This window comes from Stenotrophomonas sp. YJH_SMC_6, from assembly GCF_059371335.1.
The window spans coordinates 357,011-377,083 of sequence record NZ_JCAFUM010000002.1; the positions used below are offsets into that span (position 1 = coordinate 357,011).

At 64.9% G+C, this 20,073-nt stretch carries 19 protein-coding genes and 1 pseudogene; 5 read left to right on the plus strand and 15 right to left on the minus strand.

Annotated features, from left to right (window positions below; genetic code table 11):
- The 12 genes from narI to moaA form a co-directional block, all read right to left on the minus strand.
- On the minus strand, positions 1-708 hold the full coding sequence (gene narI / locus AC5P9N_RS03360) for a respiratory nitrate reductase subunit gamma (protein WP_012480468.1): 708 nt from the start codon (positions 706-708) through the stop codon (positions 1-3).
- The gene (gene narJ, locus AC5P9N_RS03365) at positions 705-1,385 is read right to left on the minus strand and encodes a nitrate reductase molybdenum cofactor assembly chaperone (protein ID WP_049439032.1); all 681 of its coding nucleotides are present in this window, start codon (positions 1,383-1,385) and stop codon (positions 705-707) included. Before narJ ends, narI begins: the two co-directional genes overlap by 4 nt.
- Positions 1,385-2,929: a nitrate reductase subunit beta gene (gene narH / locus AC5P9N_RS03370; RefSeq protein ID WP_012480470.1), complete on the minus strand. Its 1,545-nt coding sequence runs from the start codon at positions 2,927-2,929 to the stop codon at positions 1,385-1,387. The genes narJ and narH overlap by 1 nt, the downstream gene beginning before the upstream one ends.
- On the minus strand, positions 2,929-6,684 hold the full coding sequence (locus tag AC5P9N_RS03375) for a nitrate reductase subunit alpha (RefSeq protein ID WP_049470800.1): 3,756 nt from the start codon (positions 6,682-6,684) through the stop codon (positions 2,929-2,931). The genes narH and AC5P9N_RS03375 overlap by 1 nt, the downstream gene beginning before the upstream one ends.
- Positions 6,685-6,756: 72 nt before the next feature.
- Positions 6,757-8,175, minus strand: coding sequence for a NarK family nitrate/nitrite MFS transporter (locus AC5P9N_RS03380; protein ID WP_024958836.1), 1,419 nt, complete (start codon positions 8,173-8,175; stop codon positions 6,757-6,759).
- A 145-nt stretch (positions 8,176-8,320) separates the two neighbouring features.
- Entirely contained in the window at positions 8,321-8,686 is a 366-nt protein-coding gene (locus AC5P9N_RS03385; protein WP_012480473.1) for a DUF7009 family protein, read from the minus strand.
- A complete protein-coding gene (gene mobA / locus AC5P9N_RS03390) occupies positions 8,683-9,225 on the minus strand; it encodes a molybdenum cofactor guanylyltransferase (protein ID WP_012480474.1) in 543 nt (180 codons plus the stop codon). The genes AC5P9N_RS03385 and mobA overlap by 4 nt, the downstream gene beginning before the upstream one ends.
- 108 nt (positions 9,226-9,333) lie before the next feature.
- Complete coding sequence (locus AC5P9N_RS03395) at positions 9,334-9,834, minus strand: molybdenum cofactor biosynthesis protein MoaE (protein WP_012480475.1); 501 nt, start codon at positions 9,832-9,834, stop codon at positions 9,334-9,336.
- A gap of 3 nt (positions 9,835-9,837) precedes the next feature.
- Positions 9,838-10,098, minus strand: a complete 261-nt coding sequence (locus AC5P9N_RS03400; RefSeq protein WP_019337814.1) for a MoaD/ThiS family protein — start codon at positions 10,096-10,098, stop codon at positions 9,838-9,840.
- A complete protein-coding gene (locus AC5P9N_RS03405; protein WP_062606550.1) occupies positions 10,098-11,351 on the minus strand; it encodes a molybdopterin molybdotransferase MoeA in 1,254 nt (417 codons plus the stop codon). Before AC5P9N_RS03405 ends, AC5P9N_RS03400 begins: the two co-directional genes overlap by 1 nt.
- Positions 11,351-12,346: a bifunctional molybdenum cofactor biosynthesis protein MoaC/MoaB gene (gene moaCB, locus AC5P9N_RS03410; protein WP_043033279.1), complete on the minus strand. Its 996-nt coding sequence runs from the start codon at positions 12,344-12,346 to the stop codon at positions 11,351-11,353. The genes AC5P9N_RS03405 and moaCB overlap by 1 nt, the downstream gene beginning before the upstream one ends.
- A gap of 8 nt (positions 12,347-12,354) precedes the next feature.
- Complete coding sequence (moaA, locus tag AC5P9N_RS03415; protein WP_012480479.1) at positions 12,355-13,335, minus strand: GTP 3',8-cyclase MoaA; 981 nt, start codon at positions 13,333-13,335, stop codon at positions 12,355-12,357.
- Between the two features lie 194 nt (positions 13,336-13,529).
- Between moaA and AC5P9N_RS03420 the strand changes: the two genes are divergently transcribed.
- Complete coding sequence (locus AC5P9N_RS03420) at positions 13,530-13,934, plus strand: hypothetical protein (protein WP_012480480.1); 405 nt, start codon at positions 13,530-13,532, stop codon at positions 13,932-13,934.
- Here the strand turns inward: AC5P9N_RS03420 and AC5P9N_RS03425 are convergent.
- A complete protein-coding gene (locus tag AC5P9N_RS03425) occupies positions 13,928-14,257 on the minus strand; it encodes a hypothetical protein (RefSeq protein ID WP_005416862.1) in 330 nt (109 codons plus the stop codon). The two genes, AC5P9N_RS03420 and AC5P9N_RS03425, sit on opposite strands and share 7 nt — an antisense overlap.
- A 572-nt stretch (positions 14,258-14,829) precedes the next feature.
- Here AC5P9N_RS03425 and AC5P9N_RS03430 point away from each other — a divergent pair.
- The 4 genes and pseudogenes from AC5P9N_RS03430 to AC5P9N_RS03445 all read left to right on the plus strand — a co-directional run.
- Positions 14,830-15,207, plus strand: coding sequence for a hypothetical protein (locus AC5P9N_RS03430; RefSeq protein ID WP_049469437.1), 378 nt, complete (start codon positions 14,830-14,832; stop codon positions 15,205-15,207).
- Between the two features lie 208 nt (positions 15,208-15,415).
- The gene (locus AC5P9N_RS03435; RefSeq protein ID WP_049469440.1) at positions 15,416-15,916 is read left to right on the plus strand and encodes a hypothetical protein; all 501 of its coding nucleotides are present in this window, start codon (positions 15,416-15,418) and stop codon (positions 15,914-15,916) included.
- A complete protein-coding gene (locus tag AC5P9N_RS03440; protein ID WP_065428927.1) occupies positions 15,895-16,704 on the plus strand; it encodes a hypothetical protein in 810 nt (269 codons plus the stop codon). Before AC5P9N_RS03435 ends, AC5P9N_RS03440 begins: the two co-directional genes overlap by 22 nt.
- Before the next feature lie 129 nt (positions 16,705-16,833).
- Positions 16,834-17,016, plus strand: a pseudogene (locus AC5P9N_RS03445) (hypothetical protein); the annotation flags it as partial.
- Between the two features lie 45 nt (positions 17,017-17,061).
- Here AC5P9N_RS03445 and AC5P9N_RS03450 read toward each other — a convergent pair.
- Entirely contained in the window at positions 17,062-17,397 is a 336-nt protein-coding gene (locus AC5P9N_RS03450) for a DUF6984 family protein (protein ID WP_024958378.1), read from the minus strand.
- Between the two features lie 357 nt (positions 17,398-17,754).
- Positions 17,755-20,073, minus strand: a 2,319-nt coding sequence (locus AC5P9N_RS03455; RefSeq protein WP_495223811.1) for an RHS repeat-associated core domain-containing protein, incomplete at its 5' end; no start/stop codon positions are given.

Below are 20,073 nucleotides of genomic sequence, written 5' to 3' on the forward strand. Positions count from 1 at the left end.
TTACTCCCGCGGACCGTAGCGCAGCGTGGCCTGGCGGCGGCGCACCACCTGGTACGGCCTCCACAGGTAGCTGATCGGAATGCTCCACACGTGCACCAGGCGCGTGAACGGCGCGATCAGGAACAGGGTCAGGCCCAGGAAGATATGCATCTTGTAGACCCAGCTGACGCCCTCGATGTAGTCGGCGGCACCGGCACGGAAGGTCACGATGTGCTGTGCCCACTCGGCCAGCTGCACCATCACCCCGCCGTCCAGGTGGCCGGACGAGATGCGGATGCTGTACAGGCCCAGGCACAGCTGGGCGAACAGCAACACCAGCACCAGGGTGTCACCGAAGCTGCCGGTGGCCCGCACGCGCGCGTTGAACAGGCGGCGCACCAGCAGGATGCTGATGCCGATGAAGCACAGTGCGCCGAACACACCACCGACCACCATCGCCAGCATCTGCTTCTGCGAGGAGGTGATGAAGTGCTCGTACACCGCGTGCGGGGTCAGCAGGCCGACCAGGTGGCCACCGAGGATGGCCAGGATGCCGATGTGGAAGCAGTTGCTGCCGATCCGCATGCCCTTGTCCGACAGCATCTGGCTGGAGCCGGTGCGCCAGGTATACATGGCCCTGTCATAGCGGGCCCAGCTGCCGATCAGCAGCACCGCCACGGCGATGTACGGGTAGTACTGGAAGGCGAATTGATGCAGGGAGTAACTCATGGCTGGACCTCTCGATGCGAAGGACGGGCCGGCGAACGCACGGGCGGCTTGCAGTCTTCGGCAGGAGCTTCGGCGCCGAAGCGCACCGCCTCCTCCTCCCACAAACGGTCCATGGCCTCGGCGGTATCGTCGCGGACTTCCTCGCTGGCACGCTGGCGCAGCGCCTGCAGATCGGCCTTGCCGTCACCGGCTTCGACCAGGATCTCGAACAGCACCCGGTGCGGCAGCTCCCGCTCGGCGGCACGCGCCGCCAGCATCCCGGCGATATGGCCGATGTGGTGCAGCCACTCGCGGGCCTCGCTGCCTGGGCGATGGGCCAGGAACTCCAGCAGCAGCGGCAGGTAATCCGGCAGCTCGCGTGCATCCAGTTCGAAGCCGTTGCGGCGGTAGGTTTCGACCAGATCGACCATGGCCTGGCCACGGTCCCGCGACTCGCCATGGATGTGTTCGAACAGCAGCAGGCTCATCGAACGGCCGCGGTCGAAACTGGCCAGCCACGCCGCCTGCGCATCCAGCGCATCGGTGGCCAGCAGCTGCTGCACGAAGCTGCGCAGCTGCTGGCGGCGGGCGGCGTTCAGCGCCGGGTCGTCACAGGCGGCGAGCAGTTCCTCGCCGTGCTCCCACAGTTCTTCGCGGGGGTAGTCCAGCAATACCCCGACCAGCTTGAGCACGCTCATCACACCACCTCCTTGCGGCGGTGGTTCGGGCCCTTGTCCACCACGAAGGTGGTGGTCTTGCGCTGGCCGAACAGGTCGGCCGGGCTGTCACCATTGCAGCCGTTGCCGAAGGTGAAGCCGCAGCCGCCGCGCTCGCCGAAGGCGTCGTTGGCGTACTCGCGGTGGCCGGTCGGAATCACGAAACGGTCCTCGTAGTTGGCGATGGCCAGGTAGCGGTACATCTCCTCCACCTGGGCGATGCTCAGCCCGGTCTGTTCCAGCACCGAGGTGTCTTCCACGCCGTCCACGTTCCTGGCCCGGCGCCAGGCACGCATCGCCATCAGCCGCTCCAGCGCGCGTACCACCGGCGCCTCGTCACCGGCCGTCAGCAGGTTGGCCAGGTAGCGCATCGGAATGCGCAGCGACGCCACGTCCGGCAGTTCCCCGCTCATGCCCACGCGGCCACGCTCGGCGGCAGACTGGATCGGCGACAGCGGCGGCACGTACCAGACCATCGGCAGCGTGCGGTATTCCGGGTGCAGCGGCAGCGCCAGCTTCCAGTCGATCGCCAGCTTGTACACCGGCGACTGCTTGGCAGACTCCAGCCAGCTGTCCGGGATGCCCTCCTTGCGCGCGGCGGCGATCACCGCCGGATCGTTCGGGTCCAGGAAGATATCCAGGTGGGCCTGGTACAGGTCCTTCTCGGCGGCCACCGAAGCGGCCTCGGCGATGCGGTCGGCGTCGTACAGCATCACGCCCAGGTAGCGGATGCGGCCCACGCAGGTTTCCGAGCACACGGTCGGCTCACCCATCTCGATGCGCGGGTAGCAGAAGATGCACTTCTCCGACTTGCCGCTCTTCCAGTTGTAGTAGATCTTCTTGTACGGGCAGGCCGACACGCACATGCGCCAGCCGCGGCACTTGTCCTGGTCGATCAGCACGATGCCATCTTCCTCGCGCTTGTAGATCGCGCCCGAGGGGCACGCCGACACGCACGCCGGGTTCAGGCAGTGCTCGCACAGGCGCGGCAGGTACATCATGAAAGTCTTCTCGAAGGCGCCGTAGATCTCCTTCTGCACCTGGTCGAAGTTGTAGTCGCGCGATCGCTTGCTGAACTCCGAACCGAGGATCTCCTCCCAGTTCGGGCCCCACTCGATCTTCTGCATGCGCTCGCCACTGATCAGCGAACGCGGCCGCGCGGTGGGCTGGTGCTGGCTGTCCTTGGCGGTGTGCAGGTTCTGGTAGTCGAAATCGAACGGCTCGTAGTAGTCGTCGATCTGCGGCAGGTCCGGGTTGGCGAAGATCTTGGCCAGCATGCGCCAGCGGCCACCCGCGCGTGGCACCAGCTTGCCGCTGCCGGTGCGCACCCAGCCACCGTTCCACTTCTCCTGGTTTTCCCATTCCTTCGGGTAGCCGATGCCCGGCTTGGTTTCCACGTTGTTGAACCAGGCGTACTCGACGCCCTCGCGCGAAGTCCAGACGTTCTTGCAGGTGATCGAGCAGGTATGGCAGCCGATGCACTTGTCCAGGTTAAGCACCATCGCGATCTGTGCACGGACCTTCATCACACCACCTCCTTGCTGGCCGATGCCGAAGCACCAGCGGGCTGCTCATCGTCCAACCAATCGATCTTGTCCATCTTGCGCACGATCACGAACTCATCGCGGTTGGTTCCGCAGGTGCCGTAGTAGTTGAAGCCGTAGGCCAGCTGCGCGTAGCCACCGATCATGTGGGTGGGCTTGAGCACGATGCGGGTCACCGAGTTGTGGATGCCGCCGCGGGTGCCGGAAATCTCCGAGCCCGGCACGTTGATGATGCGTTCCTGGGCGTGGTACATCATCGCCATGCCCGGCATCACGCGCTGGCTGACCACCGCGCGCGCAGCAATCGCACCGTTGACGTTGAACAGCTCGATCCAGTCGTTGTCGACGATGCCGGCGCTGCGCGCGTCGTCCTCGCTGATCCACACGATCGGGCCACCGCGCGACAGTGTCTGCATGATCAGGTTGTCGCTGTAGGTGCTGTGGATGCCCCACTTCTGGTGCGGGGTGATCCAGTTCAGCACGATCTCCTTGTTGCCGTTCGGGCGCTGGTTCAGCAGCGGCTCCACCGTGCGCGTGTTGACCGGCGGCCGGTAGCTCATGAAGGCCTCGCCAAAGTCGATCATCCACTCGTGGTCCTGGTAGAACTGCTGGCGACCGGTCACCGTGCGCCACGGAATCAGCTCGTGCACGTTGGTATAGCCGGCGTTGTAGCTGACGTTGTCGTCTTCCAGGCCCGACCAGATCGGCGAGGAAATGATCTTGCGCGGCTGTGCCTGGATGTCACGGAAGCGGATCGCCTCGTGCTCCTTGCCCACGGCCAGGTGGGTGTGCTCGCGGCCGGTGAAGGTGCCCAGCGATTCCCAGGCCTTCACCGCCACGTGGCCGTTGGTTTCCGGCGCCAGGTGCAGGATCACTTCGGCCGCGTCGATCGCGGTCGAGATGGCCGGGCGCCCCTGGCTTACGCCTTCTTCGTGCACGGTGTGGTTCAACTTGCCGAGGAACTCGACCTCGTGCTTCGTGTCCCAGCTCATGCCCTTGCCGCCATTGCCCTGCTTGTCCAGCAGTGGGCCGAGCGAGGTGAACTTGCGGTACAGGTTCGGGTAGTCACGCTCAACCACCGTCATCGACGGCATGGTCTGGCCCGGAATGGCCTCGCACTCGCCCTTCTTCCAGTCGGCTACGCCGAACGGCATGCCCAGCTCGTTGGGGGTGTCGTGCAGGGTCGGCACCAGCACCAGGTCCTTCTCCACACCCAGCACGCCCGGCGCCATCTCGCTCACGGTGCGGGCCACCTCCTTGAAGATGTCCCAGTCACTGCGCGATTCCCAGGCCGGGTCCACCGCCTTCGACAGCGGGTGGATGAACGGGTGCATGTCCGAGGTGTTGAGGTCGTCCTTCTCGTACCAGGTTGCCGTCGGCAGCACGATGTCCGAGTACAGCGCGGTGGTGCACATGCGGAAGTCGAGCGTGACCAGCAGGTCCAGCTTGCCTTCCGGCGCCTCGTCGCGCCACTTCACCTCCTGCGGCTTCACTGCGCCCATTTCGCCCAGGTCCTTGCCCTGCAGCCCGTGGCGCGTACCCAGCAGGTGCCGCAGCATGTACTCGTGGCCCTTGCCCGAGGAACCCAGCAGGTTCGAGCGCCAGATGAACATCATGCGCGGGTGGTTCTGGCTGGCGTCCGGGTCGGCGAAGGCGAAGTCCAGCGAGCCGTCCTTGAACTTGCCCAGCGCATAGTCCGCCGGGGCCACGCCGGCCGCTTCGGCCTCGCGTACCAGCTGCAGCGGGTTGCGGTCCAGCTGCGGGGTGCTCGGCAGCCAGCCCATGCGCACCGCGCGCAGGTTCAGGTCGGCCAGGCTGCCGCCGTACTTGCTCGCATCGGCCAGCGGCGACAGCAGCTCGTCCACCTGCAGCTTCTCGTAGCGCCACTGCCCGGTGTTGAAGTAGAAGAACGAAGTGCCGTTCATGTGGCGCGGCGGCTTGCTCCAGTCCAGGCCGAATGCGAGCGGCTGCCAGCCGGTCTGCGGGCGCAGCTTTTCCTGGCCCACGTAATGCGCCCAGCCGCCACCGGTCTGGCCCACGCAGCCGCACATGATCAGCATGTTGATCAGGCCGCGGTAGTTCATGTCGTTGTGGAACCAGTGGTTCATGCCCGCGCCGACGATGATCATCGATCGGCCGTGGGTCTTGTCGGCGGTACGCGCGAACTCGCGGGCGATCTCGATCACCTCGGCGCGCGACACGCCGGTGATGCGTTCCTGCCACGCCGGCGTGCCCGGCACCATGTCATCGAAGCTCGATGCCACGTTGCCGCCGCCAAAGCCACGGTCCACGCCGTACTGGGCCAGCAGCAGGTCGTAGACCGTGGCCACCAGCGTCTCGCCGCCATCGGCCGTGGCCAGTCGGCGCACCGGAATGTTGCGGTCCAGTACTTCTTCGGCCGGTGCAGCGGTCCAGCCATCGCTTTCAATGCCACCGAAGTACGGGAAGCTCACTGCCTCGATGCCGTCGTTGGCCTCGGACAAGCTCAGGCGCAGGCGCGTATCGGCGCCATTGCTGGCCTTCTCTTCGATGTTCCAACGACCCTTCTCGCCCCAGCGGAAACCGATCGAGCCGTTGGGCACCACGATCTGGCCGCTGTTCTCGTCGTAGGCCAGGGTCTTCCAGTCCGGGTTGTTGGCTTCACCCAGCCCGCCCAGCTCACTGGCACGCAGGAAGCGGCCCGCCACCAGGCGGCCATCGTCGCGACGCTCCAGACGCACCAGCATCGGCATGTCCGAGTACTGGCGGCAGTAGTCCTGGAAATACTGCGAGGGCCAATCAACATGGAACTCGCGCAGGATCACATGGCCGAAGGCAAAGGCCAGCGCCGCGTCGGTGCCCTGCTTGGGGTGCAGCCAGTGGTCGGTCAGCTTGGCCAGCTCGGAATAGTCCGGGCAGATCGCCACCGTCTTGGTGCCGTTGTAGCGCGCCTCGGTGAAGAAATGTGCATCGGGCGTACGCGTCTGCGGCACGTTCGAGCCCCAGGCGATGATGTAGCGACTGTTGTACCAGTCGGCCGATTCGGGCACGTCGGTCTGCTCGCCCCAGATCTGCGGCGAGGCCGGCGGCAGGTCGCAGTACCAGTCGTAGAAGGACAGGCAGGCGCCACCCAGCAGCGACAAATATCGCGCACCGGCGGCGTAGGACACCATCGACATCGCCGGAATCGGCGAGAACCCGACCACGCGGTCCGGGCCGTACTGCTTCACCGTATACAGGTTGGAGGCGGCGATGATCTCGTTGGCCTCTTCCCACTGCAGGCGCACGAAGCCACCCATGCCGCGGCGGGTCTTGTACGAACGCGCCTTCTCCTTGTCCTCCACGATGCTGGCCCAGGCATCGACCGGGGCCTTGCTCTTGCGTGCTTCGCGCCACAGGCGCAGCAGCGTGCCGCGGATCAGCGGGTACTTCAGCCGGTTGGCGCTGTACAGGTACCAGGAATAGCTGGCGCCACGCGGGCAGCCACGTGGTTCATGGTTGGGCAGGTCCGGGCGTGTGCGCGGGTAGTCGGTCTGCTGGGTTTCCCAGGTGACCAGGCCGTTCTTGACGTAGATCTTCCAGCTGCAGGAGCCGGTGCAGTTCACGCCGTGGGTGGATCGTACGATCTTGTCGTACTGCCAGCGGGCGCGGTAACTGTTTTCCCAGTCGCGGCCCTCGCTCTTGGCAAAACCATGGCCATCGGCAAAGGTCTGGGGGTCACGCTTGAAGAACTGCAAGCGATCGAGGAAATAACTCATCGGGGATCTCCCTTTGCGGACATCGGCATCGTGGCTGTGTGTGTCATCTGGCTGCGGTGCGTTTTCATGTCGTCAGCAGGGTGTCTCGGCACCGCGCCGGTAGTACCACCACCAGGTCACGGCCAGGCAGGTGACATAGAAAACAACGAATCCGTACAGCGCCATGTCGGGGCTGCCGGTCAACGTAATGGACGAGCCGTAGCTCTTGGGAATGAAGAAACCGCCGTAGGCACCGATCGCACCGGAGAAACCGACCACTGCGGCCGACTCGATGCTGGCCTGGTGTGCGGCCGTGGCCTTGCCCTCGGCGTTGTCGTTGGCCGACCAGCGCTCATGCAGGGTGCGGAAAATCACCGGGATCATGCGGAAGGTGGTGCCGTTGCCGATGCCACTGAGCACGAACAGCGCCATGAAGCTGAGCAGGAAGCCGTAGAAGTTGCCGCCCTGGCCATCGCTGGGCAGGAAGTGCAGCACGCCGAACACTGCCGCGATCATCAGCGCGAACACCCAGAAGGTCAGGCGTGCACCACCCCAGCGGTCGGCCATGCTGCCACCCACCGAGCGCATCAGCGCGCCCAGCAGCGGGCCGATGAAGGCGTAGGCCAGCGGGTTCACGTCCGGGAACTGGCTCTTCACCAGCATCGGGAAGCCGGCCGAGAAACCGATGTAGGAACCGAAGGTGCCGATGTACAGCCAGCACATCAGCCAGTTGTGCTTGCGGCGGAAGATCACCGCCTGCTCGGAGAACGACGAGCGGGCGCTGGTCAGGTCGTTCATGCCGAACCAGGCCGCGATGGCGCACAGCGCGATGGCCGGCACCCAGATGAAACCGGCGTTCTGCAGGAACAGCGGTGCCCCACCCTCCACCGCGGGCTGCGGTGCACCACCCAGCGCACCGAATACGCCCACGGTGATGACCAGCGGAATCACCGCCTGCGCCACCGACACGCCCACATTGCCCAGGCCGGCGTTCAGGCCCAGCGCCAGGCCCTGCTTCTGCTTGGGGTAGAAGAAGGAGATGTTGGACATCGACGACGAGAAGTTCGCGCCGCCGAAACCACACAGGATCGCGATGGCCACGAACACCCAGTACGGCGTGGCCGGGTCCTGCACCGCATAGCCGAGCCAAAGCGTCGGCGCCAGCAGCGATGCGGTGGACAGCGCGGTCCAGCGGCGGCCGCCGAAGATCGGGATCACGAACGAATAGAAGATGCGCAGGGTCGCGCCGGACAGGCTGGGCAGCGCCACCAGCCAGAACAGCTGGTCGGTGCTGAAGTTGAAGCCGATCTTCGGCAGGCTGATCGACACCGCCGAGAACAGCACCCAGACCGAGAAGGCCAGCAGCAGCGAGGGGATCGAGATGACCAGATTGCGGGTGGCGACCCGCTTGCCGGTGCGCTCCCAATAGCCCGGGTCCTCCGGCGTCCAGTCGCTGATGACGCGACCGGGACTGGCAGTGCTGCGGACAACAGGATCGCTACCGACGGTCATACATGGCTCCAAGGCTGTGGAATGACGTGGGTACTGCGTTTCAAGTTGTGACCCGTCGTCATGCAGCCATTAGGCCGTGCAGCAACAACGACGGGGTTGATCTGGATCAATCAGGGGCCGGTTTCCACCCTGCCCCTGACAAATGTCAAACCGATGAAGCGGTGCTGCGGCGGGTCACCCCGCGCTGGCGCACGCTGTCGCGCACGTCCACATCGAACTGCAGCTGAAGCTGGCTTCCATCTTCCAGGGCAATGTCGAATGGCAGGCCATCGCGGCACGGCAGCCGCGCCGCCAAGGCCTCGACGGCCGAGCGCGGCAGTACCAGGCGGCAGAAGGTGCCTCCGTCGAGCAGTACCGGTTGATCGCCGCCATGCAGCGACACCGCCATGCCCCAGCCTTCGATACCGCCGAAGCGGGTCATGTTCTCGACCGTTTCACCGGCCAGCAGGCGCGCCAGCTCGGCCTCGTCCAGGCGAAGCCGTACCGATTGGTCCTGCAACTGCACTTTCATGACGCAACATCCTCCCATTGTTCGGGGGTATTGCAGTTGACCAGCCCGGCCTCGTCAACCGGCGCCAGCGCCACGGAATTCACGCCAAGACGACGCTGCAGGGCCTGCAGCGAGCGCGGACCGTCCGGGTCGCCCAGCATCGATTCAAGTACGTTGCGACAAGCATCGTCTATATCCACCAGCATGGGCAGGGGATGGCCGGCAAAGATCGTGCATGGACCGCGATGGCCGTCACGCAATTGCTGCAGCAATCGCGGCGGCAGCAGCGGCGTATCCACCGGCACCACCCAGGCCGGGCCATCGGGCATGCGCATCGCCACGCTGTAGAGCCCGCCCAGCGGCCCGCAACGTGCCACGCGGTCCGGCACGCCGCCGAACGCCGGGTAATTTCCGCTGACCCAGACCTCGCGTGCGCCAGCCTGCATCAACAGGCCCCGCATGTGTTCCAGCAAGGTCCGCCCCTGCCACGGCAGCAGCGCCTTGTCGCGGCCCATCCGGGTGGACAGGCCGCCGGCCAGCACGATGCCGTTGACGCTCATCGCCGTAGAGCCACGCCATGCGTGGCTGCGCCGGCCGGGTGCTCGGGAAAGGCCTCATCCACGCATGGCGTGGATCTACTGAACCCCGCGCCGCCCTGAAGGGTGGGGTCAATGCCCGTGGTCGTGCGCATGATCATGGGCATGGGCGGGTTCGCTGTCCGCATGGCACAGGCTGCAACCCTCGCTCCACTCGCTGTCGCCGTCCTCGTAGTGCTCCTGCTTCCAGATCGGGCACTGGTGCTTGACCACCTCGATCAACTGCCGGCACGCGCGGAACGCTTCGTCGCGGTGCGGGCTGCCCGCGGCCACCACCACCGCCACATCGCCGATGCCCAACCGGCCCTTGGCGTGGGCCACATACAGCTTCAGCTTCGGACCGAACGCCGCCTCGACCTCGGCGGCCAGGCGCTTGAACTCGTTCAGCACCAGCGGCTCGAACAGGTCGTAGGTGATCCCGGTCACCAGCCGGCCGATGTTGACGTCGCGCACCTTGCCGATGAACACATCGATGCCGCCGAAGCCCGGATCGGAAACCGCCGCGATGCCCTCGGCCGGATCGATTGCCGCCTGCGCGCGGTCCACCACCTTCGCGATGATCTTCTCGCTCATCGCTCAGCCCCCGCTCACCGGCGGCAGGATCGCCACGCGGCCATCGTCGGGCAGCGCCTCGTGGTCGCGCAGCACGCGTTGCTGGTCGGCGAACGCCGAGTAGTCCAGCAGGCCGGCACGGAAACCCGGCCAACGCAGCGGCAGCAGCTCGCGCAGCGCCTGGCGCAGATCGGCCACGGTGCCACCGGCCACATCCACGGCGATCTCGCGGCTGGCATCCAGATCGGAAAACGCACCGAACAACTGCAGATTCACCTGTTTCATCATGACTCCTGGCTCACCAGCTGCACCGGTTCGTGGTGACCCCAGCCCTGCACGCGCACGTAGGTGCCAGCGCTGGCCAGGTCTCCCTCGGCCTCCAGCACCACCCAGGCGTTGGCCTGCAGCATGGACATCAAACGGAACGACTCCTGCCCGGACAGCACGCGCGCACTCAGGCGTCCCTGTCCGTCCATTTCCACCCGCGCACGCGCGTGGAAGCGCAGGCCCGGCGGCTTGCGCACGTCGGCCTGCAGCGGCAGCTGCAACATGAGCTCCGGCGCCAGCCCCAGCAGGCGGCGCAGTACCGGCTCAACGAAGAAGCGCTGGCCCACCGCAGCCGACACCGGGTTGCCGGGCAGGCCGAAATACAGCGCGCCATTGGGCAGCACCGCAAACAGCAGCGGCTTGCCGGGGCGGATCGCCACCTTGTGGAACACGATGCGCGCACCCCGGCCGCGCAGCGCGTCGGGAATGAAATCGTAGCGGCCGGCCGACACCGCGCCGGTGCTGATCAACAGCTGCGCACCCGCGTCCAGCGCTGCATCCAGTACCGCGTTGAACGCGGCCACGTCGTCGCCCACCGTGCCCTGCCAGACCACCTCGGCACCGGCGGCCTGCAGGCGGCCGACCAGGTACGGCCGGTTGCTGTCACGGATCTGACCGGATTCCAGCGTCTGCGCCGCCTCGGTCACCAGTTCCTTGCCGGTGGCGATCACCGCCGCCTTCGGCCGTGCCACCACCGCCACCTCGCCCACGCCGATGGCATGCAGCAGGGTGCGCGCGTTGATGTCCAGCAACTGCCCGGCCCGCAGCACGCGCTCGCCGTCGCTCACATCCTCGCCGCGCAGGCGCACGTTCTGGCCCGGCTTCACCGATGTCTTCAGGGCGATGCGGGCCGGGCGGCCGTCCTCGCTGGCGAGGATCTCCACATTCTCGACCGGCACCACCGTATCCAGCCCAACCGGCATGCGCGCACCGGTCATGATTTCCCAGGCACCCTCGCCGCCTTCGGCGCCAGCATCGCCGGCCGCCTGCCAACCCTGCACGGCAAATTCGGTACCGGCCTCGAACGCCGTGCCGTTGGCGCGCAGCGCGAAGCCGTCCATCGCCGAATTGTCGAACGGCGGCAGCGACTGCGCGCTGTGGATGTCACGGGCCAGCGTGCGGCCCGCGGCCTCATGCAGCGGCAGATGCTCGGCCGGCAGCGGCTTGGCCGCGTCCAGCAGGTGCTGCAAGGCATCGCTGTAGGCAATCATCAGTGGCCATCCCCCTCGACCATCGCCAGGGCATGGCCCAGTACCGGCGCCAGGATATCCAGGCACTGCGCCGCCGCCTTCGGGCTGCCGGGCAATGCGAACACCAGCATGTTGCCCAGCTGTACCACCTCGGCGCGGCTCAGCCAGGCCATCGGCGTGTGCTGCGCACTCAGGGCCCGCACCATCTGCGCCAGGCCATGCACGGGCCGCGCGTTCAAGGAACGCAGCGCCTCCGGGGTCAGGTCACGCGGGCCCAGCCCGGTACCACCGGTACACAGGCACAGGCGCACGCCCTCGGCAGCCAAGGCCTGCAGGCGGCCCGCCAACGGCTCGATGCCATCGGGCAGCACTTCGGCGGCCACTACGTCGCCACCCAGCTTTCTCAGGCCGGTCACCAGGGTCGGGCCGGACACATCCTCATAAGTGCCTTCGCTGGCGCGATCGCTCAGCGTAATCACCGCGCAGGCCGCACCCTCCAACCCCTTAGGTGCACGTGGGTTGAAACGCACGCGCTCGGCCTCGTCCATGCCATCCGGGTGCAGCCAGACCCCGCGCTTGCCGCCTTCCTTGAACAGCAGGCGGATGCCTTCGATGCGCAGTGCCGGTTCCACTGGCTTGCTCAGGTCGTACAGGGTCAGCAACGCCGCGTTGACACCAGCCAGCGCCTCCATCTCGACGCCGGTGCGTGCCTCGCTGGCGCACTCGCACCACACGCGGATCGCCTGCCGCTCCGGCACCGGTGCGCAGAACACCTGCACCAGTTCCAGCGGCAGCGGATGGCACAGCGGCATCAGCATCGACGCCATCTTGGCGCCCTGCAGGCCGGCAATCTCGGCCATCACCAGCGCATCGCCTTTGGGCAGGCGGCGCTCGACGATCAGCGGATAGGCCACTGGACCGGCATGCAGCTCGCCCACCGCCACCGCACGGCGGCGGCTGATGCGCTTGTTACGGACATCGGCCATGTGGAAGGCCGCATTCAATTCCCCACTCATCGTGTTGCTCATCCTCCGATGGAGGCCAGGTGCGGGGTCAGCCCGGTCTGGCCCTGGTGCAGTCCATGCCCGGCCGCTTTCAGGCCAAGCTGTGTGGTGATGCGTGCCAGCAGCGCGTCGTGGTCCTCATCGCGCTGCAGCAGCGGGCGCAGCGGTACGCCGAACTCGCCGAACAGGCACAGCCGCAAGTCGCCCTTGGCGGTCACCCGCAGGCGGTTGCAGCCCTTGCAGAAGTCACGCGAATACGGGGCAATGATGCCGATGCTGCCGCGATGGTCGGGGTGGCCGAACTCGCGCGCCGGGCCGGCGTCGGCGGCGCGCGGACGCTCGTGCCAGCCAGCGGCCAGCAGCTGCTCGATCACCACGTCGGCGCGCAGGTGGTGGCGCTGGAAATAGGCTTCGTTGTCGCCGGTGCGCATCAGTTCGATGAAGCGCACGCTGAAGGGGCGGCCACGCAGGTAGTCCATCCACTGCGGCAACTCGTCATCGTTCAGGCCACGCAGCAGCACCGCGTTGAGCTTGATCGCCGGCAGGCCCAACGCCTGCGCCAGGGCCAGGCCCTGTTCGATCTCCGGCAGGCGGTCGTGCCCGGTGATGGTCTTGAAGCGTTCGCGCTGCAGGCTGTCCATGCTCACGTTCAGCGCAGTCAGGCCGGCCCGGTGCCACCCCGGCAGGCGCCGCGGCAGCAACGTGCCATTGGTGGTGATGGCCACCTTGCGGATGCCCGGCACCGCCGCCACGGTGGCGATGATCTCGTCCAGATCCTTGCGCAGGCTGGGCTCGCCGCCGGTCAGGCGGATCTTGCTCATACCCAGCGCGGCAAACGCACGCACCAGCCTCGCGATTTCATCCACCTGCAGGAAGCGCGGGCGGCCATCGGCCTGGTAACCGTCGGGCAGGCAGTAGCTGCAACGGAAGTTGCAGGCTTCGGTCAACGACAGGCGCAGGTACGGAAAGCTGCGTCCGAAACCGTCGGTGAGTTGGCTCATGGCTGGTCCACCTTGTTGCTCCACCGTCTTGCCTGTGCCCGGAACGGCCCGGATACCCTCGCCTGCTGGAACGATTGCCAGAGTACGCGGCCTTCAGTTCCATGGGCATGACTTAAATCAATCGCGTTCGGCCCCGCGCGGCAGGCGTTGTGGCAGCATGCGGCTTTCCGTGCAGCGGGCGTGTGACAACCCTCATGATGATGAACGATTTCCAGCAACTGCTGCATGCCGCCGGCGAGCAGGCTGAACCGCAACGCCTGCTGTTCGTATTCGTGCGCGCCGAGCTGCCCGAATCGCCCACCGGTGACCAGCGCGACCGGCATGACCGCCGCGAGGGCGGCACCCTGTCGCCGGTGCTGTGCGTGGACAAGCTGCCAGCCGAGGTGCCCAGCTTCCAGGCGCTGGCGACCGAATCGACCACCACCGGCATCGACTGGGACCTGGTGTTCGTGGCGGCGCTGGATGGCAGAGGCGGTTTCGCACCCAACAGCGACGAAGCCGCGCGCCCGCTGAAGCTGATGGTCAACGCCATCCATGACGGTCAGATCGGCCGCTTCGCCGCCTTCGACCGTGGCGGCGAGCCCGTTCAGTTCTATTGAGCCACCAGCTGCAGGGTCAGGAAGAAGATCACCAGCACGGTGTTCAGCCCCCAGGCGACGGTCAACCCGCGCGCCGCCACACCCAGGTTGGGGTTGTGCGCGGTGGGCGCCGCCCGCCAGACCGCCGGGATGATCCAGCCGGTATAAAGCAGCAGCACGGCAAATACCCCCAGCAGCAGCGTGGTGCGCTGGTTGGCCAGGGCCCAGAGGGCCACCGCCCACAGAATGTTGCTGGGAATGACGCCCTGCAGCCAGAACACACTCCACAGGCGGGAACGGCCCTGGGTGTCGGGGGTGGGGTGCAGCGAAGCGGTCGCGGTCATAAGTCTCCTTCTGTTTAGGAAACGTGCTGAACAAGCCTGCGCTTGGTGGCTGGGAACGTCAACCCGAGTCGCACGTCACGCTTTGACGCTTGTAGAGGCGGGCCATGCTCGACTCAGGCCCTTCCCTTCAGAGCCTGTCGTCATCGCCCCTCCCCCCTTGTTCCCTAACGCCCCCCAACCTCGACACCTGTCGCAGATTGCACGGTGCGGGCGGACCGCCGCGCCAGCTAGCGCTGGCGGTGCTTAACAGCGTGGGAGAATGCCGAAAGCGTCTCCAATCGAGTGATGTTTGCAACTCTTCTGATTGGCATTGCACAGCGCCACGGGCTCAGATGGCGTGCCACCGGAAAAGGGTGGCCGGGTTTCGAATCCCGAGTTGGTCCTGAGTGATTGCGCTTGCCAGTCGGCGTCCACATTCCGTGGCGCCGGCTGGCAATCCGTCTGCCGGCTATGGCGGGCGGTGCGTGGGGGCGTTCGCGCCCACCGGCTTGGGACCAACCCGGATTCGAACCACGTACCGCCCGCCACTTTTATGGGTGGCGGCTACCGATTGCCCTGCACGGAGCCTTGCCATGAACGAATCGGACTTCCCGCATCTGCACGCCTACCGCAGCACCGCCGGCGACGACGGTTCGCCACAGGCTGCGCCAACAGTGGACAGGAACACCTTCATTGCCAATCTCCACCGCATCGGCTCCGGTGCGGCGGCTGATGGGCAGCCGTGGCCGGAGCGGCATCAGCTGCCCGGGCGCTGCCTGGCCCTGGCCGATGCCGATTGCGCGTTGAGCGGGTTGCGGGTGGTGCTGGAAATGCTGCTGGCGGCCGAACGCACCCGGCAGAATGGCGAACCCGAAGAGTACGTGGGCGACCGGGTGATGGAGGGGTTGGTCATGGCCTGCCAGTCGTTGTGCGCGCAGGCGGTGGGGCGCTTGCAGGTGGGTGAGCAGTAGCCTCTATCGATGTCGCCTTTGCCCCCTTTTCGCCCCGGCGTTCGCCCGCACAAATGCGACGCCCTTCGCCTTACTCGCCCTGTGACGGCCGCTCCAGACTGGCGCGCGCCCCCTTCCGTCTGACCACACGACCATGCTGGCAAGGGTGATCAGGGCAATTGAATCACTCGCACTTTCAGAGCTGTGCAGACGGAGGCATCAGAAACCAATGCAGAATTTCAAAAGCACCTTGGCGTTGCTCGTGGCCGCCGGTTGCTGCGTGGCCCCAGACATGGCGCACGCGTTCCAGCTGATCAGAGAAGAGGCAGATATCAGGCTTGTGGATGGCACACCCGCGATCTGCATACCGGAAAAAGCGAAGGGTTCGTTCCCAGTGGCCAACCTGCTACTGCTGGAGTACTACACGCTCGAATCCGAAAGCTGGGCCATCCGCCTGAAGGACGATGCCAAGCCAATGAAGCTAAAGCCTGGCAATTGCATTGCATACGGCTCAATACCAGACGGCTACGAGCGGGATGGGCCAAAAGAAAATAGGGAAAATTTTCAATTGAAATTGAACACAATCTACTATTTCCAAGCAAGCCGGAACATTCCGAATCTTTGGTACTTTCCCACCGCCATCTATGAAGCCACATTCTGTTTGAAAGAGGACACCGATGGCATCGTCAGCATTCAGAAGGGGGCCGCATGTCCCGACTCCGGCAGATGAGCCTTCCGAAACAAGCAGCGATCCTCGGCCTCCTGCTTCTAAGCGGCTGTCACCTTACCCGGAATCAAGCACTTTCACCCAAGCCGGAGTTAGGCACGGTCAAGGTGACCGTCACGGTGCCCGAGGAACTTGTGGCCCGAGATATGCGGGTGATGTACCGCTCGACGAGATGCACCACAACGTACCGGTCCATGCTGGACTGGGGAAAACGTACACGAGACAACTATGCGCCACTGGAGATTCGACCCGTGCGCCGCCCAGGAACAAATGTTTACGAGGCCTCAATGGCAGTCGATGGCGGCGGCGCGTGCCGCTGGAAACTCAGCAACGTAACCTTTGGAGTCGAGCACGGAGATCCATCCAGATTTGGAGGTGATGTGATTCAGGGCATGGGCGGCGACGTCGTTGTAATGTTTGACGAGGTCCGTTCCGCACATGGTGCCCCCAACGCCGAACCCAACGTCAGCACTGACGGTGTCATGTCAATAAAGCGTGACTACTATCCGTGGCTGAGTGAACATTTCATCGGCGGACATCGAAAGATCATCACCCTGACCACGGACGAGCCCACATTCATAAGATATCGCGCGCTTGACGCGCGCGTCATCCACTTCGAACCCGCCTATCATCCCGGATTCCTGACTCACTCAGTGAGCCCCAAAGTAAAGCGCGAAGGCAACAAGACCATCTTTTACTATCCCGATGGCAGCAGCAGGCCAGAGAGTCGCACCATGCCCCGGTTCAAGACGCTTCAGGAAATCCGTATGGCCACTGAAGCGAGTCAATGATGAGCTGAGCCGTTCGGCAGGCCCATCGACGAAGGGCCAATCACCATCGGACGGCTTAACTGCCTGCTCGCTGCCAAGCTCTCGCCGCGCCGCGCCGATGCCGATGCCGATGCCGATGCCGATGCCGATGCCGATGCCGATTGTGCGTTGAATGGATTGCGGGTGGTGCTGGAAATGCGGTTGGCGGCGGAACGCACCCGGCAGAACGGCGAACCCGGGCAGTACCTGGGCGACCGGGTGATGGAGAGATTGGTCATGGCTTGCCAGTCGCTTTGCGCGCAGGGGGTGGGGCGGTTGCAGCCCGAAGGGTGAAGGGCATGCGTAACGCCCTTCAGCTTGGATCGCTTTCAGCAGGCGTCAGTGCTCGCTGAAAGCGCTCCTCAGATTGACGCCGATGATCGGTGAGAAGTCCACCTTCCACAGCTCCAGTTCGAAGAGCTGATCGTGATTGTCCAGGCACAGGGTGACTCTCACCGGCACGCCGTCGGCATCGGCAAGCATCGCCGTGGCAATGTCACTTCCGAAGACCTGGGTCGTGCTGGACAGGAACACCACGCCCCCGAATCCGACGACCTCCACGTCCTCCACCTGGGCGAGCGCCAGATCCTTCAACAACCGTTCGGACACCTCGGTCGTCTCGGGCAGCAGCCTGTGGATGAGGGAGACCTCGTCGGGGGTGAGGAATCTGGGCACGGAATGTCCTTCAGGACACTGCATCCAGCCTCCCCCGCAAAGACTACTGTGAGTAATTGACTTCTTTAGTGACATTTCCACTTCGGTCGTACCATCGCCACACACCGGCCTTATGCCCATTCTTAAACTGTCCACGCATACGAATATACCCATCATCTGCGGCGACAAATGGACCATCAGCAATCTCGCACCCCTTCAAAGAGCCCGCTTTTCCCCACGGCTCGATCTTCAGTCGAGCGGGCTCAACACATTCTATCCGCTCATCGTCGAACGAATTCGTCGTTGCGCCCTGCTTCTGATCCGCACATGCCGAAGAAAGCAACGCCAGCAGGACGCATGTCATGTATCTCTTCATACCTACCTCAGCCCAGGAACCTTCGAGTTGAGCAATCGTTTGTTCTGCTCTTGCTGCAGTTCGACTGTACTAGCATTCCAAAGTGTCTTGGCTACAAATGATTGGCAATGGTTCGTAGGCCCCCACCTACCAAGTGATCTCCCTATCTGAAGCTGGGAATTGACTCTCGCTTCGTCGACATTTTTAACCACTTTGCATAATGCTCCAGGCTCATTGCTACGACCGACATGGTTGGTCACCTGCACGGGATCGCCTGGCATGTCTCCACTGTCGTTACCAGGTACGTTTCCACGAGTGCCACCCATGCCTGCCTCAACTGTATCCGTACGAATCCATTGGTGATCAATTGGATTGTTGGATACTCCAAAGGCCGGCTGACTACATACAAGTACTTCCAAGCCCTCAGGGTCAATCCAACTCATCGGATTTCCCATCACGTAGCCAAAGGTGTTTGGCCCCGCTGCGAGCCCAATCGGATCACTCTGCGAGTACCGCCCCACCGCCGGGTCGTATTCACGCTGGTAGTTATAGAACAACCCACTCACATCCGTCGCCTGCTGGCCCGGGAAACGCAGTGCCAGCTCGAACGCCACACCATCGCCATCCGGATCAGCACTCGGAATCTGGTTACCGAATACCTCGCTCTTGTTGCTCCATTCCCAGATCGCGACATTCCGCACCGGGTCGACCACCACGCGCGGCGTACCCAGATGATCTGGTTGGACGTAGGCCAGCTCCGGCACGCCGGTAGCCGGCATGTTGATCAGCGCTACCGGATAGTTGTCCAGCCAGATGGCCTGCCGCTGCGCCTGGCCCGTGGCCGAGTAGTTGCCCAGCCATTGCCCTGCTTCGTCATACAGGGTGATCTGAGCAGCGCCACCGGCCGGGCTGCGCAGCACGCGCTCGCCGCGATGGTTGTAACCGTAGCTCTCCAGTGCGGCATTACCCTGCTTCACCGCGTTCATGCGATTGGCATCGCTGTAGGTGAACGTCTTGCTGCCGATGCTGGTGGTGTTGCCCGCCGCGTCATGGTTGCGCGCTTCGCCGTCCACGGCGGTCAGCCGGTGGCTGGTTGCGGGATAGGTGTAGCTGGCAGTGCCCGCCGAAGTGGTCAGCGCGGTGCGATTGCCGGTGGCGTCATACGCATAGGTTTCAATCGGCGTGCCAGTCGCGCCGTCCTGGGTCTGGGTCAGGCGACCCAGCGCGTCGTAGGCGTACTTGGCGAGTACCGTTGAGCCTGTGCCGTTCTTCAGCTCGGTGATCGAACCGACCGGGTCATAGCCGTAGCCCAGCGACAGGCCGCCCGCGGCCGGGTCGTGCACCGCTTGCGGTCGATAGTCCAGGTCCAACGGACGCTGCAGCTGGCGGCCATTGCCGTAGGTCCAGCCTGTCGCCGGACCGAAGGCCGCGTAGGTCACGTTGTTCACCACGATCTGGCGCGCCTGGCCGGGCCGGGTCAGGCCGATCTGGCTGATGCGGCCCTGGATATCACGCACGTAGTCGGCCACGCTGCCGTCGGGGTAGGTCAACGCAGTCAGACGGCCCGACTTGCTGTAGGCGTAGCGCAGCGTGCTGGCGACACCATTGATCGTCTGCACTTTACGGGTGACCTGGCCGAAGCGGTCGTGGCAGTACTGGGTGCTGCCATTGGCATGCAGCACCTGCCCCAGGCGTCCCTTGGCAAAGCGCTCGTCGGTGGCACAGGCAGTCGGTGCCACGTCATAGCTGTAGCCCACGTCCAGATTGGGGTCTGGATAGGCAATGCCGATCAGGCGGTTGAGCGCATCGTAGTGATAGGTGGCGGTGACGCCGCGTGCATCGGTGGCCGTCTTGCGGTTGCCGGCGGCGTCCACGGTGAAGCTGCTGGCGCCACTGTCCGGGCTGACCTGCCCAGTCAGGTCACCGAACCCGTTGTAGGCATAGGTCGTATGCAGGCCTTTCGGGTCGGTGACCTGGGTGACCTGGTCCAGCGCGTTGTACTGGCTGCGGATCTCCGCCGCCACGCCGCCGACATCCTGCAGGGTCTGCGCCAGTCGGTTGAGCGGATCGTACTGCTGGCTGGTCACGCGCTGCAGGGCGTCGGTCACGGTCTGCGGGTTGCCGTTGGCATCGTAGGCAAAGCCGGTGGCGTGATTGCCCGCGTCCTTCAGTGCGGTCAGCTGGCCGAGCGTGTTGAACGTCCGTGCCAGGGTACGGCGCAGCGTCCCGCCTGCATCGAGCGTGTCTTCCTTGAGGCGATTGCCGGCATTGTCCAGCGTGTAGTGGATGGTGTTGCCAGCGCTGTCGGCGATGTCCGTCAGCCGCTGCGCGGCGTCGTAGAC